Consider the following 16,314-nt stretch of genomic DNA (forward strand, 5'->3'; position numbering starts at 1 on the left):
AAGCGAAGCAATCGCCTAGTCTCTGCGATTGCTTCGCTTCGCTCGCAATGACAAGTATTTAAAATGACAAGTATTTAACCGGACATGATATTAACCGTCAGCAAATTGGAAAGGATTACGTACTTTCTTAACGTAGTTAATCGATTTCGATTACCTATTACCCATTACCCATTACCGATTTGATTTTTAATGCCTGCATCCTTAGCTTTCCCTTTCCTTTCTCCCTAAACACCGACAGCAAATACCCAACTAATCGGCTCATACTTGAAGAATGTACCACCGCCCAAAGATTAGTCCCTAGACAGATGCTTCCCAGCACGAAAAGGATGTATGTGGGAGCCATTACTACCCCAATTGCCAGCCACGTAAAAACGTGAAGTATCATAATTAAAGCACAGAAGCTACCAACGGCTGCCGCCAACCGCACCTGAATTTGAGATCGTTTTATGCCTGTAAAAATAATTGTCTGCAAAGTTGCCAGTAAGTTAGCAGGTACAAGAAACGCGCAAATTTCGATACAGTGCCTATGTGAAAAGGCAGTAAGGGTATTAAAGTCGAACATCAGTAAATAATACAGCTTGTTGAAGATACCTATCAAGTTTAGCTTAAATTTAGGGCAATAGCTTCTACCTAAGAGCATAACTTTAGATTTCTTAGGGTGTGCAGCCTGTGAGATTACTATTTAACACCTTTAACCCTCTGGTGATTAAATTTTTTATAACTAATTAAGATTTATGCTCTCGCTGAAGTAGAGCTAGCAATAATTCCTGTTTTATTGGCATAATATAAATACTCCTCCTTTAAAAAAGCGTGAAAAAGTTTACAGACAGCAGCTCAGCCTTCATCAAAAAGGCTGGCGCTCGCTTACAGGTTCAGTCTGATAACTTAACTATATAGATTATATCACAACCGCAAAGGTGGCTAGGACGTTAATAATTGCTCAAACTATTGCTGGGAATTGCACTTTACTTCTGACTTATGACTTATGACTTCTGCTGCTATATCATGCTGAGCTGCAAGAGAGCGTAGTATAATTAACCACACTTATCACCACCATCCCGCAACCCAATACCTGCCCAATTATCCATCATTTTTACAAAAGGAACCTTAATAAAATGGCACAAAATAACATCGCAACAGCAGAAATTGACTTAACAAACTGCGACAAAGAACCCATTCATATATCAGGACACATTCAGCCTCACGGAGTAATGTTTGTTGTCCAAGAACCTCAGCTCAAGATTTTACAAATGAGCAACAATACCTTTGAGTTTTTTGGTCTGCACCCCAGTAGCCTTATCAACAAAGATTTGAGCGTCTTATTCGATCCAATTCAGATTGAAAGTCTCAAAAGCTGCTTAATCCATGAAAATTTAAAAACAGTCAATCCCTTAAAGCTAACCATAGGTACCAACTACAACCCTGTAGCATTTGACTGTATCCTGCACAGGAATGAAGGTCTTTTAATTATTGAGATAGAACCCTCAAATTCAAAAAATAATCTTTCAGTTTTTAGCTTTTATCATTCAGTTAAAACCACCCTATCTAAAATTCAAAGCACTGGCAACCTCCAGAATCTATGTCAAACAATAGTCAGCGAAGTACGAAAATTTACAGGCTTTGACCGAGTAATGGTGTATAAATTCGATCCTGAAGGTAATGGCTCTGTAATCGCTGAAGATAAAGAAGAAAATCTTTCTCCTTTCTTAGGTCTGCGATATCCAACCTCAGACATTCCCAAACAAGCCAGAAAATTGTACTCCGAAAACTGGCTGAGGTTAATACCAGAAATTAATTATGAACCTGTTGAACTTGTACCCAGCAACAATCCCCTTACTAATCAACCTCTCGACCTCAGCTTCAGCATTTTAAGAAGTGTCTCACCCATTCACATAGAATATCTGCAAAATATGGGCGTTGCAGCTTCTATGTCTATATCTTTAATGAAAAAGCAGAAATTATGGGGTCTGATTGCTTGCCATCACTACTCGCCCAAATACATTCCTTATGAAGTTCGCGCCGCCTGCGAATTTATTGGACAAGTCATGTCTTTAGAACTAGAATTTAAAGAAGGGAATGAAGACTACGACTATAGGCTGCAATTAAAATCCATTCAAGCAAAGCTACTGGAAAATATATCTCAAGCAGAAAACTTGTCACAGGCATTAGTTAAGTCTCAGCAGAGCTTACTTGACCTCGTAAGTGCTACAGGTGCAGCAGTTTTATTTGGGGAAAATTGCTATTTAGTAGGTCAAACTCCCGAAAAAGAGGCACTAAAACAGTTACTTGAATGGGTACAAAAAAATCTCACAGGTGAAGTTTTTCATACAGACTCACTCTCGAAGTTTTATGAAAGTGCCGAGCAATTAAAAGACACAGCAAGCGGCTGTTTAGCAATTGCCATATCCCCCAGCCAGAAAATTTATGTTCTCTGGTTTCGTCCCGAAGTTATTCAAACCGTAAATTGGGCGGGAAACCCAAACAAACCCATAGAAATCGAGGCTAATGGCAGCATTCGCCTGTCTCCTCGGAAATCATTCGAGTTGTGGAAAGAAACCGTAAAATACACATCTTTACCTTGGAAAGATTGTGAAATTGAGGCAGCGATAGAACTCAGAAACTCGATGATTAATATTGTCCTGCTGCAAGCCGAAAAACTTGCAAAATTAAATGCAGCCTTGCAGCAATCTGAACTAAGAGAACGCCAAAAATCAACTCAACTAGAAAAACTATTGCAAGAGCTCCAGCGCACGCAGACTCAACTGGTTCAGACTGAAAAAATGTCTAGTTTGGGACAACTGGTAGCCGGTGTTGCCCACGAAATCAATAACCCGATTAACTTCATCTACGGAAATATCAGCCATGCCGATGAATATACTCGCGATCTGATAGAATTAATCAATCTTTATCAACAGCATTATCCCTCGCCTGTACCAGAAATTCAAGAGGCAAGTGAAACGATGGAGATAGATTTTTTAATTACAGACTTACCTAAATTGCAAGCCTCGATGAAAATAGGTGCTGAACGTATCTGCGAAATTGTCCAATCTCTGCGAAACTTTTCCAGAATTGACGAAGCAGAAATGAAGCCAGTTGATATTCACGATGGGCTAGACAGCACTCTGCTAATTTTGAGTAACCGACTCAAACCCAAGCCAGATAGGCCCGCAATTCACCTAACTAAAGAATACGGTTCTCTACCCTTAGTTGAGTGTTATGTAGGTCAGCTCAACCAGGTATTTATGAACGTTCTAAGCAATGCAATTGATGCTCTTGAAGAGTCCTTTATCAATTATAAAACCGCCAAAAATGGTCAAGAGACGAAATACAAGGGGAAAATTCGGATTCGCACGGAATTTCACCCCAAGAGAGAAACCGTTGGCATCTATATTTATGACAACGGCCCTGGTATGACAGAAGAAATCCGCCAGCGGATAACAGAACCTTTTTTTACCACAAAGCCCGTCGGCAAAGGCACAGGTATCGGCTTAGCAATAAGCTATCAAATTATCGCGGAAAAGCACGGGGGAAAGATGACGTGCATTTCCACACCGGGAGAAGGTACGGAGTTTATTATTGAGATTCCATTGCACCAGAGTCATCATAAACCTCGTGTATAATCGGCTAAATAAATCTCTTGTTCCCAAAGCTAAAAAATCAGAATTTAGCTAGAATATGAGTTACGCATAATTGTTTATAGCTCTGCTAAGGGTGATGCGTAAGTCTAGTCACATACAAAAGCCAATAAAAACGGCAATTCCATCCTTCAAAAAAGTAATAAAAAAGTCGATTACAAATTATGACTGAAAAAAATATCGCTCAATGGGATGCTGGCAGATTTTTCAACACCTTAGTTTATTTTGGAGTCATCCCTTTTATTGGCAGTATTAATTGGCTACAGCAACTATTTGGAGGTGAGGTCAAAACTCTCAAACAAAAATCTAAATTGATCCTTGTTGCTGGTGCGACTGGCGGTGTGGGTAAGCGAGTAGTACGCCATTTGCTAAAGCGGGGTTATACAGTGCGAGCCCTCGTTAGAGATGCCAACAGAGACCGTGAAATTCTAGGGCCAAGTATCGAATTAGTCGAGGGAGATATCACTCTCCCAGAGACGCTTACGCAGCAGGTAACAAGTGGTGTAGAAGCCATAATTTGTTGCACAGGTACGCGAGTCCAACCTCAAGAAGGAGATACCCTCACCCGTGAAAAATACTATCAAGGCATCAAATTTTATATGCCAGAAGTCGTAGATGTGCCGGAAATAGTCGAATACAAAGGCATACAAAATCTAGTGCAAGCGACCCGAAATCAGTTAATAAAAGCTAGTGAAAAAATAGTCTGCGACTTCGCCCAACCCTCCCAAGATTTAAAAGAAACTTGGGGCGCATTAGATGACATTGTAATGGGCGGCGTTAGCGAAAGTTCTATGAAGTTGATAAATAATATCGCTTTATTTAGTGGCAATGTTTCTACTGCCAACTCCGGCGGTTTTGCTTCTGTTCGCACCCGCAACTTTGACCCGCCTCTTAATTTAGCAGAGTACAGCGGCATCGAACTGCGCGTAAAAGGCGATGGTAAGCGATATAAATTTATCCTCCGCAGCGACCCAAAATGGGATGGCATTGGTTACAGCTATTCCTTTGATACTGTTTACAATATTTGGATGACAGTTTGCATTCCTTTTGATGATTTAATTCCCGTTTTTCGCGCTAAAACTGTCAAGGATGGTGAATTACTCGACCGCAGCCGCATCACTTCTGTACAATTAATGTTGAGTAAATTTGAATATGACGGCGAACTCAATTCTAAATTCGAGCCTGGTATTTTTCAACTAGAGTTAGAATATATAAAAGCTTACGGCGAGCAAAAATTGACTAGGTTTGTCATGGTAAGTTCCGCAGGAGTTACTCGTCCTGGACGACCGGGAATAAACTTAGAAGAAGAACCGCCAGCAGTGAGAATGAACGACCAATTAGGAGGGATTTTAACCTGGAAATTGAAAGGTGAAGACTGCTTGCGTTCTAGCGGCATACCCTACACTATTATCAGACCTTGTGCCTTGACAGAAGAGCCAGGGGGCAAAGCTTTGATGTTCGACCAAGGCGATAATATCAAGGGTAAAGTGAGCCGGGAAGATATCGCTGAACTCTGCGTGCAAGCCTTAGAAGAACCTAAATATTCTCACCTTACTTTTGAAGTCAAAGAGGCAGAAAGTTAATTGAAAATAGACCATTAGTTATTAATCCCAATTTCCTATTCTGCTTCGCCAATTAAAGTAAAAGCAGCCCAATCTTTGGGACTAGGATATTTTACTAGAGTTGCGAGCATGGCTTGTCGCAAAGCTTGAGCTTTATCTGGTGTTTGCTGAAGATTCTGATAGAATGAAAGCATTAAATCGGCTGTCGGTTCATCAGGCACTTTCCATAAAGAAACAATGACGCTAGGAGCTCCCGCAGCAATGAAGGAGCGAGATAGTCCAATTACACCGTCACCGCTAATTCTGCCGCGCCCCGTATCGCAGGCACTGAGCACCACAAGCTCTGCTTTTAACTTCAAATTGAGGATTTCTCTAGCAGTGAGGAAGCCGTCATTTTTGTTATCGGGAGCAAATGCCAGAGAACTTTGAAAACCCATCAAGTTATCTAGTAACCCGTGAGTTGCTAGGTGAATAAACCGAGCATTTGGCATTTGTTCGATGACAACATTTTCTGTGGCTTGAGTACCGATTAATGGTTGAGTATTGAGTAAAGATGCGATGGCTTTAGCTTCTTTTTCTGACCCAGGTAAGCTAGGCAATTGGACTGGTAATTCTCCCACTTTTTGCAAGAGTAAGGGCATCGTGGGATTGCCAACAACAAGGGAATTTTGACTTTTAATAGGTGAGCTTTCAGTTAAAGAATTTCCTAACCTTTGCCGCTGTTGGCGAGTTAAATCTAGAACTTGAATTGAGGGAGCAGTGAGAATAGTATGTTTTTCGATTAAATATTTGCCATTAGTGTCTTGTAAAGCTGCAAATGGAACCAGAAACAGAGTTTCTTGGGGAATGAAAGTAACTCGCTGTTTGGGGTCAGTTGGTAGCAAGTCAGCTATTGGTTGAATTAGTATTTGATAGAGTTCCTGTAATTGCTGATATTTGCGGCGGGTATTAGCGGGACTGCCGCTAGAAGCACCTGTTTCTGGTGTGCTGGAAACAGGAACGCCGCGACCCCTAACCAAGATGGAACTACGAGCATTACTAACAAAAAAAGTTAATAGAGAAGAGTCACTTTCTACATTTTTTTGCTGTTGCCAGAGGGGTTGTAAATTAACTGAACGAAAGGTAATGGTTCCTGTCGGTTGAATAACCCAAATATATAATGTATTTTCATAGGGTCGTTGCTTTCCTACTTTCACCCAACCAGCTACATTGTCATTATAAACAATGGAATACTGCACTAAGGTAGAATTTTGCGCTTTAGCAATTTGTCGCATTTCCTCCAATGTCAGCGGCACAGGTGTTAGTTCAGATTGAGTGTCAACTCCTAAATTAGTTTTTAATAAATCTACAAAAGCTCTGGCTCGACCTACTTCTGCTACTTCTAATGCCTCGTCAGTACGGTTGTTAGCAACTAAAACTTGTTGTAACGTTCGATAAATATCTAATGTTGCTTCGCGGATATTGAGATTTAATTCATCGCTGCTTGTAGCCAATAAGTTGCTATTAGGCAATAGCTGATTTTTTAACAGCTTATTAGAAGCTTTAAGCGCTGCTTGTAAGTTATTTTCGGCTTCGGCTAATTGACCAGCTTTAAATTGTTGCCTGCCCAAATTTTGTAAGCCCCATACTTCATTGAGACTCGTTTCTACTTTGCTTTGCTGATTGAGTGTTTGATAAATCAATAAACTTTGCTTTTGTAAATAAATCCCTTGGGAATAGTTACCGACTAAAGCGTAAGCACGGCTAAGATAATCTAAAGCTAGAGCTAGAGAGAATTCGTTATTACTTTTTTTAGCAATTTCAATAGTTTGCTGTAAAAAAGAAATCAATTTTTCTGGGTTTCCTCTCCGACCGTAAAGCAGCGCTAGCTGTTGCAATGCAAGCACTTCTTGTAATGGTTCTTGAGATTTATGTGCTAGTTGTACAGCTTGTTCCTGATAGGCAATAGCTTTTTGATAATCTCCTAATAATTCATAAACCTTACTCAAACTCAATAATGCGTAACTTGCGAGTCCGATATTGCCTATTTGTTGGCAAATTATTAATTGTTGCTCTAGGAGGGCAATTTGTTTTTGAGTTTCCCCTATAACACCATAGGCAGTGCTTAGTAAACCTAGAGCTTGTAACTCTTCCAGCGAATTGTTACTTTGCCGCGCCATCGGTAAATATTCTTCGTAAGTAGCAATTGCTTTACGATAGTTTGGCAGAGACATATAAGCCAAGCCTAAACTTTTTAAAACTGCGCTTATTAGTAGGGGGTCGCCGCTGTTTCTTGCTTGCTTTAACTGTTCTTCAAAAAAATTAATTCCCTGATAATCCCCCAGTTTGCTGTAGGTACTACCCATCTGGGTAAGGATTTGAGAAATTGTTGCTGGGTTTCGGATAGATTTAGCAATTAGCAAAGCTTGCTGATACACTTCTATCGCCTTTTGATACTCACCTAAATATTGATAAGCTAACCCCGCACTGGATAAAATCTGTGCTTCGTAAGTTCGATTTCCCTGCCTTCGTGCCTCTGCTAAATTTTGGAGATAAGAATCAAGAACTTGCTGATAAACTCTCCGCAATGTCTGTGGGTCTTGAGCCTCGACTTTTAGGGAAAAGCAGCAACTAACAATCCAAAAGAAAAGAACTAATAAGCGTTTTTGTTTACGGATTTTGAAAGTAATAAAGCTCATTATTAAATTACCTTGGTTATTGTGAAATCGATCAAATTAGTTTAATAAATTATTGCAAACGCTCTTCTTGAATCATGGTTCGCTTAAAGATTTGATGATTTTTAAACCAGTGCCGAGTACGGGAACGATAATTATTACAGGGGCTAATTTGAATCATTTCATACAAGTAAATATCCGGCAATGCTTTATAAGCAAACCATAAAATCACTGTTGAATCATCAACTTCCCAGGCTTTTCCTTGAATGCGCTCGGTATCAAACAAGATTTTTTTATCTCGGTAGGCCGCTGGAAAAAAAAACTCTTCTCGTTTGCCATCAAGCCATTTATATCGATTAATCTGGTAATAGGGATATTCCCGATCTTCGGGAAAATGGCACGTTAAATGTGAGTGATGTTTTTCAATAATATTGCCTTCAGTATCGATGAGTGTATAGGTACCCACCCAATCTCCTTCATGGCGGGCAAGTACGGGCATTTCTTCGCGGATAATAGACATCAGAAATCTTCCTTTTTCTGGATGAAGAGCAAGCTCTGGTTGTACATTTTATCAGAGTGAAAGAAGAGCGGTAAACCTCGGCTGAGTCAATCACCACTTTTTCTCTAAAAGGCGATCGCTCAGTATTTTGTATCGTGTAATACTTTTTAGCTGTGGATACTCGTACCAGTCTTCTCCCTATAGATGTAGAGATTCCTGGTAGTGTTCTTGGGGTATGTTTTTTGACGATGGGGGTAGTAGGACTTGAACCTACGACCTTGAGATTAAGAGTCACCTGCTCTAACCAACTGAGCTATACCCCCGTTATTTAAATAATTATAACATAACTGCTTTACCTGAGCAATATTTTTAGAGATTTAGTGCGATCGCCAACAACTCTTGTAGGGTGGGCGCTGTCAGCATACATCTCTCCTACACGAGAAATATCGTGATTCTGACAGCGCCCCTCTTAAGACTGAGGTTAAAATCTATCAAGCCTCTTCAACCTCACCAAGGGCTAACTTGTAACACACCACCTGTGGTAAACACCACCCTAAAATCGGCAAGTGGCTCCCCAATGCGCCTGCTGCCAACTGGCTTATATAGTAGTTCCGGCAAAGGCGTTTGTCCCTCGTCTGCTCCCTCTGGGCTAATTAACTTGTAGCCAACGATCGCCCCATCTTGAGCTACAGTCACTCGATAAGCTAAATCATTTTTAAACCCTGGCCGACTCTTCCAACCTGCATTAATTTGCTCATACACTTTTCCACTCAACTCTTCGATTTCTGCTGCATCTGTAATCTTCGCTGCTGTAGCCTCCGAGCCCTTCAACTCTTCGGCAGAGAGAGGCGAAGCCGTTGGACTCGGTGAAGGCGTAGGATTCGGTGAAGCCGTCGGACTTGATGAAGCCGATGGAGTGACATCAGGAGAAGGCGTAGGATTCGGATTTGGTGTCCCCGCACCGCTAGGGGTGGGCGTAGCCAAATTACCGCTAGCATTCGGTTGAGGAACGGGATCTCTCGGTCGCTGGATTTCAGGAATGGGTACGAAGAAAAACGCGATCGCCGCCAAAGCCAAGCTCGACATTCCCACAGCAGCAGGCAAAGCCCGCTTAGCAATCGGGGCGGTGGCCTTAGCATGGCGCTTAGAAACAGGCGCTAACTGCAACGAAAGCTCTGGAAGCGTTTGCGAGTCAGCAAAGAACTGATCCACCGCCTCCACCAAATCAAATAACTGTACCGTCGTTAAATCGATCTGAGTTGGTAGAGGGGGTTTTGATGTCGGCGATGTCGTCTTTTCCGGTTCCAGCGCTTGAACCGTCAACCGATGCAAATTCTCATTAATTCTCTGCAACCGCACCAAACTAGGCTGCGTACTCTCACCTGCCAGTGAAGGTACTCCGCTCAAAAATTCCTGAGCGTAACTACTGACAGCTTTAACTAAACTTTCAAAAAAGTCACGGCCTCCCGTAAGCGGTTGTCCTTGACCCACAAAACGACACTCAGCGCTCATTAAAATCGAAAGCGCAGGTCTGAGATCGAACTGGCTAGGAGCAGCCGTCCCGTCGCTTAAACCCTCTAAAATCAGGGTGCAGTTAGGCAGACTGTACTGACGCTGAATCGTCATTACTCCACCTCTCCATCAAACAAACTAATCCAAAATCTTTGCATTCCCGCTGTACCAGTACAAAATAGCAATTTGCCCAATAAATTGAGAGCTAGTTCATTCAATTTTTCATCAGAACCATAGGCAACAACTAGAGAGCGCCGAGGATTCATCCGAGAACGGAAGTGAGCTCGGAAACGTTCGAGATAGTCAGCCAGCGATAAATTCTGTTCTAGAGGCACACCTTTTTGATTCATTTGGTGATATTCCAGTAACAACTGCCTAATTCTCACCGTTAACCTGCGTGCTAAATAACAGGCGATCGCCACCAGTGCTTTCGCCTCGAGCACAGTCAGAGAACGCCGCTGACTGAAGAGCCGCAGAGGGTTAGTGTTCCGCAGCAGCCAAAGGGCAACCCGATGTTTAACAATTCCTTCCAGTTCCAATTCCTTTGCCACTGCCAGCATTTGTTCTGCGCCGCCGAGATATAAGGCTTCGATCGCCAATAACATCAGGTCAATTTGCAACCTGGCTCGGCGGGGACACCCCTTCTCTGAGAGTGGCATATCCGGCAAACTGTCTAAAATCAAGGGGGAAGACTCAGCCGGGGAAGTTTCTGATGGCATTACGATCACAGCAACATTCATTCCAACAAACTATAGGGTGAACGAGTCTTGGGCAAGGCAAATCCCAAAGGGGCGTAATTTTTGGAGATGCCTTACTTTTAGCATTCACATTTTTTCTACTTTCACTCTAATTAACTATCACCCTAAAAACAAGCCCCGCAGAGATGATCGTGTAGTGTGGGTGTATTTAGATGCAATAGACCAGCAAAGAGAGCGCTCTCTAGAAATTGGTATAGTCAAATTAGTCCTAGAGAGGGAAAATCGAGCCGTTAAGCGGGGAAAAGATTTAATATATCAAGCGCGGCAGGAGTTGACGGATGACAGAGATGTGGAAAAAGAGGTAGGCTTGATTAAAACTGTATAAAAATATAAGAAATGTTATAATTAGAAAAATTAAATTTTTATAATTTAACACTCTGCACTGGAATTTCAATCCAAAATTCCGTTCCTTTTCCCAGTTCCGAGTTACAGCGTAAAACGCCCCGGTGTTTCTCTACCACAATTTGATAGCAAATCGACAGACCTAATCCCGTACCTTTACCAACAGGCTTTGTAGTAAAAAAAGGATTGAAAATTTGCGCTTTGACACTTTCAGGAATCCCCGCTCCGTTATCTGCAATCCTCACAGTTGCAGTGTTCGATTCAGTTAGATTTGTACTGATTTTAATACAGGAAGGATTGCGCTGGTTAACTTTAGCATTTTTCGGGGAATTATGGCTCTCTAACGCATCAATAGCATTGCTAATAATATTCATAAATACCTGATTCAACTGTCCAGCATAACACTCCACGAGCGGCAATTTACCATATTCTTTTACCACCTCAATAGCAGTAGAACCGGGCATTGCTTTTAAACGATTATGCAAAATTAATAATGTACTTTCAATGCCCTCATGAATATCTACTGGCTTCATTTCGGATTCGTCAAGGCGAGAAAAGTTCCGAAGCGAGAGCACTATTTCTCGGATGCGCTGAGTCCCAACTCTCATAGAGGAAAGTATCTTAGGTAAATCTTGATTAATAAATTCAATATCAATCTCTACAGCTTTTTCTTGGATTTCTGGGGCGGGATTTGGGTAGTAATTTTCATAAAGCGAGATTAATTCAAGTAAATTTTGGCTATACTCGTTAGCATGAGTAAGATTGCCGTGAATAAAGTTAACTGGGTTATTAATTTCGTGGGCAACTCCGGCTACTAATTGACCCAAACTAGACATTTTTTCAGCTTGAATTAGCTGAGATTGAGTTTGTTGGAGGTTGTACAAAACTTGCTGAAGTTCTGCTTCTGTTTGCTTTCGTTCAATAATTTCATGTTCAAGAGAACTGTTCACCTCCATTAATTCTGCTGTTCTTTCAGCTACTTTCATTTCTAAGGATTGATAAAAATCAGTCAGTTGCGATGCCATTTTATTAAAAGTTTTTGCCATAATTCCCAATTCATTTTTAGAATTAATTTCTACTTGAATATCGAGATTGCCAGCACTGATTTGAGCCGCAGCAGCGGTAAGACGCTCCAGGGGATAAATGATTTTTTTAGCCGCGAAAAAGCCCGTACCAGTTGCGATTAATGTTGCCACTAACAGCGAGCCTGTCATTGTCAGTATTAGATTATAAACAGGGGTGTATGCTTCAGCAGTGGGCAATTCTACAATTACAGCCCAATTAACACTAGCAATAGGTGCGATTGCACCCAGCACTTCCACACCCTTAAATCCTTGATAAATTGTGAGCTTTTGTGTTTTTTTATTAGTCAGACTTTGAATGAACGGACGGTTAGAAATATCTTGTAGTTGGGAAGACTGGGAAGCAACTCCTTTTTCTGCTATTAACCGATGGCGATTGTCAATGACGTAGGTGTAGCCAGTTTTTCCGACATTAGCTTGGGAAACAACAAACTCCAAGAACTTGAGGTTAATTTTAGCCAGCAATACCCCAGCGACTCGATCCTGTCGGTTTCTAATAGGGACAGCAAAGGTAGTTACTAACTGACGATTATCTTGGTCAATTTCGACAGGAGCAACGAAATCCTCTTGCTTCTTAAATGCCCACAAAAATAGCGGGGAATTTGCCAAATTCTCTAGTTTTACCTGAGTATAAGGGGAAACAACAGCGACAGGTTCGCCCTCGTGATTGACAATTGCCACCATTTCATAAGCATCATTGTGGCGAATTAAACCTTCTATTAAAGCTTGTTTGGTTGCTGTTGGTAGGTCGGTCATACCAGGAACTCTAGCCAAGTAGCTGAGTTTTCTTTGTAAGTCTTCGATGTATAAATTTATCTCTTTCGCTGCCGTGTTCGACCGTTCTTTTTGGATGATTTTTGACTGTTCTAATTGAGTGCAAAAACTATAATATATTAGCACTCCTCCCGCACTTAAGAGGCTTGCTACTACTACGAACACTATCCCAAAACGCAATTGATTTGCTATCGAAAAAAACTCTTCACATCTTAAACTAGGTAGGATATTTACTTTGTACAGTTCGCGGATTTTATTCTTTTTTAGCATTGGCACAAATTAATAAAAATCACAGTAAACCCTCAATTTTTCCCAGCAATATATCTTGTTTAACAGCATTTACCTTTGCCTCTTGTTCTGAGGTCAATTGACCGCGAAATGGTGCAAAATCTATAGCTTTCTCTTTCATTCCAAAACGATATCCTTTACCTTCCCAGCGACCTTGGCGTATCAAGGTGGCTGCCTGCACGTACAGCACTGGGACAGAATAAAGATAGCTAGTTAGGACTGCTTTGGGGGCTAGATCGTATACGTCCTTGTAAGTACCGATTACTTTGACACCTAAACTGTCTGCTAACTTAATAATAGCTGTGTCAGGCTTCCCTGCATTCGCTACTATCACATCGACACCAGATTTAATAGCCGCTTCAGTAAGTTGCTTCGCTTTTACCTCATCTGTCCAACTTTCAACATAGCTAATAGATACAGTTACCTGAGAGTTAGTTGCTTTGGCTCCTTTTTCGTAAAATTTAGAAGTATTAATAAGCTCACCAACTCGCTCTCCGCCAATAAAAGCAATTTTGTTAGTTTTGCTTGCCAGTGCTGCTGCTACTCCTAATACATAGCCAGCTTCGCCTGCGCGAAACCCCAAACTCGCAAAATTCTTATTATTGCCTGAATAAGTACCTCCCAAAGCAGCAAATTTGGTGCGGGGAAATTCCTGTGCTATTGTCTCGATCGTGGGGATAAATTGCCCACCATGTCCGATAATTAAGTCATAGCCTGTTTTGGCATATTCTCGAAAGACTTTTTCAAAGACAGCGGGAGGTTGGGGTGAGGGAACATCTACATTTTCTCGATAATCTATGGTAGCTCCTAACTGCTGCTTGATAGCTTGTAAGCCTTCATAGCCTGATTTACTCCAATCGTCTGTTTTAGCATCGCGGGGTAACACGACAGCGACCTTGAAATTACTTGCTGCTGGTGCTTGGGAAGTGGGCGCTACATTATTAACTGAACTGTTGCAGCTTATGGCAAATAGCGCGCTCAAAATAAAGATTGCCACTAAGCGAAAGTTGATTTTCATAGCTGTAATTTTGACTTTATTAAGAGTGAAAATTAAGACGAAAAGTTGATTTTATTCAACAAAATATCTTCTTTGATAGCGTTCACTTTTGCTTCTTGTTCAGGTGTTAAGTTTCCCCGAAATGGCGCTAATTCTATGGCTCCATCTTTGAAACCAAATCGGTATTGTTTGCCTTCCCAGTGTCCTTGACGTACTAGAGTAGCAGCTCGCAAGTAAATCGTAGGATATTTAATCAGCAAACTGGTAAGCACTGTTTTGGGAGCTAACTTGTGTTCATCGGAGAAAAGTGCAATTGTCTTGGCTCCTGCACTCTCGGCTATTTTAATCACCGTCTCAGTTACAACGTCGGCAATTACTATTAAAACATCTTCTCCAGATTTAACAGCAGCAGTCGCCATTTCCGCTCCTTTTGCTACATCTGAAAAACTCCCAGTCCATTTAAAAGATACAGCTATATTTGGGTTAATTGCTTTTGCTCCCCGCTCATAAAATTTAGCAACATCTTGAGCGTCTCCTATCGGCCTAGCTCCGATTAAAGTAATTTTGTTAGTTTTGGTGGCTAGGGCGGCGACAACTCCAGTTAAATAACCCGCTTCATCTGCGCGATATGTAATACCTCCGGCATTGATGTTGTTACCAGCATAACTACCTACGAGCGCAAATTTAGTACGGGGAAATTCTTTTGCTGCTGTCTCAATAGCAGTGATGAATTGTCCCCCGTGTCCTAATATCAGGTCGTAGCCCGATTGTGCATATTCTCTAAAGGCTTGCTCAAACTTAGCAGAGGGTTGGCCCGAAGGTAAATCTACACTGTCTTTGTAAGCTACTGTGGCTCCAATTTGCTGCTGAATGGCTTGCAATCCTTCGTAGCCTGCTTGATTCCAAGAGCTGTCGTTTAAACCTTGAGGTAAAAGTACGGCTACGTTGAAATTATTTTCTGCTGTTGTTTCTACAGAAAGCTCTATCCGATCGCGGGGACTACTGCAACTGACGACAACTAAAACACTTAGAATAAAGAGCGCGATCGCCAACACCGAGAATTTGAGTCGCATAGAAATCTTTAAAGAAGAAGTTGCTTTTCTTGACTACCCATCATAAGCTGCCGCCCATTTAATCAACAAGGATTCCCGGTGTTGACGCAATGCTCAGTACACTTGAGAGGTTTTAATTTTTAATTTTTAATTTTTAGTTTCTCAGCTTCAAGATTGCGTTACAATTTGAAAAGTGCCGTTACAAAAAAACATAAAACAATGACTGTTGCCTATCCCCACAAACTTCGCAATGCTTTGGGTGCGCGAGAAATTCTAGAGCAGGTAGTGCGCGATCGCGAAATTCATCTGATCACCATCAACCGCTACCGCTACAGCGAGCAGCGCAGTTGCAAAGACCTCACCGAGCTAATCGAACTACTCGACGGTAAGCCAGCCGAACTCGTGCGCGACCTTTCCCGCCACATCTCCGACGAGGCCCGTCATGCCTCATGGCTCACAGACTTGCTGATAGATTTAGGTGTTAGTGTCGGTACGCCGCCGGGAGTATTGTATATTAACGAGTTTGAAAAGCTACTCCAGCAGATAGACCCTGCCAAAAATCGCGATGATTTTGTAATTTCTTCCCTAGCCGCAATTAATGTTACCGAAAAGCGTGGTTGCGAATACTTTTCAGCTCATATCTACGCCCTGAAAAACGCTCCCCAGACGGAAGAAAACGTCAAAATTCGGGAAACCATCGAAAAGATTTTTCCAGAAGAAGCCGGTCACGTCCGTTGGGGGAACCGCTGGCTAGCCCAAATCGCCGCCCAAAGCCCAGAACACCGCGAGAAGGTGGAACAAGCAAGGCGCAAGTATGTGGCGATCGAACAAGCTGCTTTTGAGTCGGGAATGGATATTATGCTGGGTGCCGAACTCCGCCGCGTTAGCAACCTCGTAGATATTGCTAATACAATGCCAATGTGGGAACGCCCTCAATACCTGATGGAGCATCTACCGCAGGCATTGCTATCACCTGAGTTGCAAATGACCAGAATTGATGTGGCTCAAAGAGCTTGGCAGCGAGATCCGCAGGCATTTATGGAAAAATTTGTGCCCATGTTTCTCAATGGTATGAAGGGTCTTGAGAATAACCGTACTAAAACAGCGGCTAGTAAGTAAATCTCGCATTAAATACTTTTCATTGCGAGCTGTGCGAAGC

Annotated in this window: 12 protein-coding genes and 1 tRNA gene; 4 read left to right on the forward strand and 9 right to left on the reverse strand. The window is 41.9% G+C overall.

Annotated features, from left to right (window positions below):
- Positions 1 to 157: 157 nt before the first annotated feature.
- Positions 158 to 472: a hypothetical protein gene (locus PN499_RS11360; protein ID WP_334311678.1), complete on the reverse strand. Its 315-nt coding sequence runs from the start codon at positions 470 to 472 to the stop codon at positions 158 to 160.
- A gap of 643 nt (positions 473 to 1,115) precedes the next feature.
- On the opposite strand from PN499_RS11360, the gene PN499_RS11365 reads away from it, so the two are divergent.
- Both PN499_RS11365 and PN499_RS11370 read left to right on the forward strand, forming a co-directional pair.
- The gene (locus PN499_RS11365; protein ID WP_272031976.1) at positions 1,116 to 3,620 is read left to right on the forward strand and encodes an ATP-binding protein; all 2,505 of its coding nucleotides are present in this window, start codon (positions 1,116 to 1,118) and stop codon (positions 3,618 to 3,620) included.
- 179 nt (positions 3,621 to 3,799) lie between these two features.
- Positions 3,800 to 5,218 (forward strand): CIA30 family protein, encoded by a 1,419-nt coding sequence (locus PN499_RS11370; RefSeq protein ID WP_272031977.1) that lies wholly within the window; start codon positions 3,800 to 3,802, stop codon positions 5,216 to 5,218.
- Positions 5,219 to 5,253: 35 nt separating this feature from the next.
- Here PN499_RS11370 and PN499_RS11375 read toward each other — a convergent pair whose 3' ends face one another.
- The 5 genes from PN499_RS11375 to PN499_RS11395 form a co-directional block, all read right to left on the reverse strand.
- Positions 5,254 to 7,875, reverse strand: coding sequence for a CHAT domain-containing tetratricopeptide repeat protein (locus tag PN499_RS11375; protein ID WP_272031978.1), 2,622 nt, complete (start codon positions 7,873 to 7,875; stop codon positions 5,254 to 5,256).
- Positions 7,876 to 7,924: 49 nt separating this feature from the next.
- Complete coding sequence (locus tag PN499_RS11380) at positions 7,925 to 8,371, reverse strand: DUF3598 family protein (RefSeq protein ID WP_272031980.1); 447 nt, start codon at positions 8,369 to 8,371, stop codon at positions 7,925 to 7,927.
- 228 nt (positions 8,372 to 8,599) lie between these two features.
- A tRNA-Lys gene (locus PN499_RS11385) sits at positions 8,600 to 8,673 on the reverse strand.
- Between the two features lie 184 nt (positions 8,674 to 8,857).
- Positions 8,858 to 9,976 (reverse strand): DUF4335 domain-containing protein, encoded by a 1,119-nt coding sequence (locus PN499_RS11390; RefSeq protein WP_272031981.1) that lies wholly within the window; start codon positions 9,974 to 9,976, stop codon positions 8,858 to 8,860.
- On the reverse strand, positions 9,976 to 10,581 hold the full coding sequence (locus PN499_RS11395) for a DUF3038 domain-containing protein (RefSeq protein WP_272031983.1): 606 nt from the start codon (positions 10,579 to 10,581) through the stop codon (positions 9,976 to 9,978). The genes PN499_RS11390 and PN499_RS11395 overlap by 1 nt, the downstream gene beginning before the upstream one ends.
- A 37-nt stretch (positions 10,582 to 10,618) precedes the next feature.
- Here PN499_RS11395 and PN499_RS11400 point away from each other — a divergent pair, with 37 nt between their 5' ends.
- On the forward strand, positions 10,619 to 10,945 hold the full coding sequence (locus PN499_RS11400) for a DUF2887 domain-containing protein (RefSeq protein ID WP_272031984.1): 327 nt from the start codon (positions 10,619 to 10,621) through the stop codon (positions 10,943 to 10,945).
- 37 nt (positions 10,946 to 10,982) lie between these two features.
- Here the strand turns inward: PN499_RS11400 and PN499_RS11405 are convergent, their stop codons facing one another.
- Genes PN499_RS11405 through PN499_RS11415 form a run of 3 tightly spaced genes read right to left on the reverse strand, consistent with a single transcriptional unit; the run spans position 10,983 to position 15,176 of the window.
- Positions 10,983 to 13,088 (reverse strand): sensor histidine kinase, encoded by a 2,106-nt coding sequence (locus PN499_RS11405; protein WP_272031985.1) that lies wholly within the window; start codon positions 13,086 to 13,088, stop codon positions 10,983 to 10,985.
- A gap of 19 nt (positions 13,089 to 13,107) precedes the next feature.
- Positions 13,108 to 14,124 (reverse strand): BMP family protein, encoded by a 1,017-nt coding sequence (locus PN499_RS11410; RefSeq protein ID WP_272031986.1) that lies wholly within the window; start codon positions 14,122 to 14,124, stop codon positions 13,108 to 13,110.
- A 32-nt stretch (positions 14,125 to 14,156) separates the two neighbouring features.
- The gene (locus tag PN499_RS11415; protein ID WP_272031988.1) at positions 14,157 to 15,176 is read right to left on the reverse strand and encodes a BMP family protein; all 1,020 of its coding nucleotides are present in this window, start codon (positions 15,174 to 15,176) and stop codon (positions 14,157 to 14,159) included.
- 198 nt (positions 15,177 to 15,374) lie between these two features.
- Here PN499_RS11415 and PN499_RS11420 point away from each other — a divergent pair, with 198 nt between their 5' ends.
- Positions 15,375 to 16,274, forward strand: coding sequence for a ferritin-like domain-containing protein (locus PN499_RS11420; protein WP_272031990.1), 900 nt, complete (start codon positions 15,375 to 15,377; stop codon positions 16,272 to 16,274).
- Positions 16,275 to 16,314: the final 40 nt, after the last annotated feature.

It is taken from the genome of Kamptonema animale CS-326 (assembly GCF_028330895.1).
GTDB lineage: Bacteria > Cyanobacteriota > Cyanobacteriia > Cyanobacteriales > Microcoleaceae > Kamptonema > Kamptonema formosum.

Bases quoted from the DNA above. Each gene is read 5' to 3' on its own strand.
- PN499_RS11365 (WP_272031976.1), top strand. From the start codon at position 1,116: ATGGCACAAAATAACATCGCAACAGCAGAAATTGACTTAACAAACTGC.
- PN499_RS11370 (WP_272031977.1), top strand. From the start codon at position 3,800: ATGACTGAAAAAAATATCGCTCAATGGGATGCTGGCAGATTTTTCAAC.
- PN499_RS11375 (WP_272031978.1), bottom strand. From the start codon at position 7,875: ATGAGCTTTATTACTTTCAAAATCCGTAAACAAAAACGCTTATTAGTT.
- PN499_RS11380 (WP_272031980.1), bottom strand. From the start codon at position 8,371: ATGTCTATTATCCGCGAAGAAATGCCCGTACTTGCCCGCCATGAAGGA.
- PN499_RS11390 (WP_272031981.1), bottom strand. From the start codon at position 9,976: ATGACGATTCAGCGTCAGTACAGTCTGCCTAACTGCACCCTGATTTTA.
- PN499_RS11395 (WP_272031983.1), bottom strand. From the start codon at position 10,581: ATGCCATCAGAAACTTCCCCGGCTGAGTCTTCCCCCTTGATTTTAGAC.
- PN499_RS11405 (WP_272031985.1), bottom strand. From the start codon at position 13,088: ATGCTAAAAAAGAATAAAATCCGCGAACTGTACAAAGTAAATATCCTA.
- PN499_RS11410 (WP_272031986.1), bottom strand. From the start codon at position 14,124: ATGAAAATCAACTTTCGCTTAGTGGCAATCTTTATTTTGAGCGCGCTA.
- PN499_RS11415 (WP_272031988.1), bottom strand. From the start codon at position 15,176: ATGCGACTCAAATTCTCGGTGTTGGCGATCGCGCTCTTTATTCTAAGT.
- PN499_RS11420 (WP_272031990.1), top strand. From the start codon at position 15,375: ATGACTGTTGCCTATCCCCACAAACTTCGCAATGCTTTGGGTGCGCGA.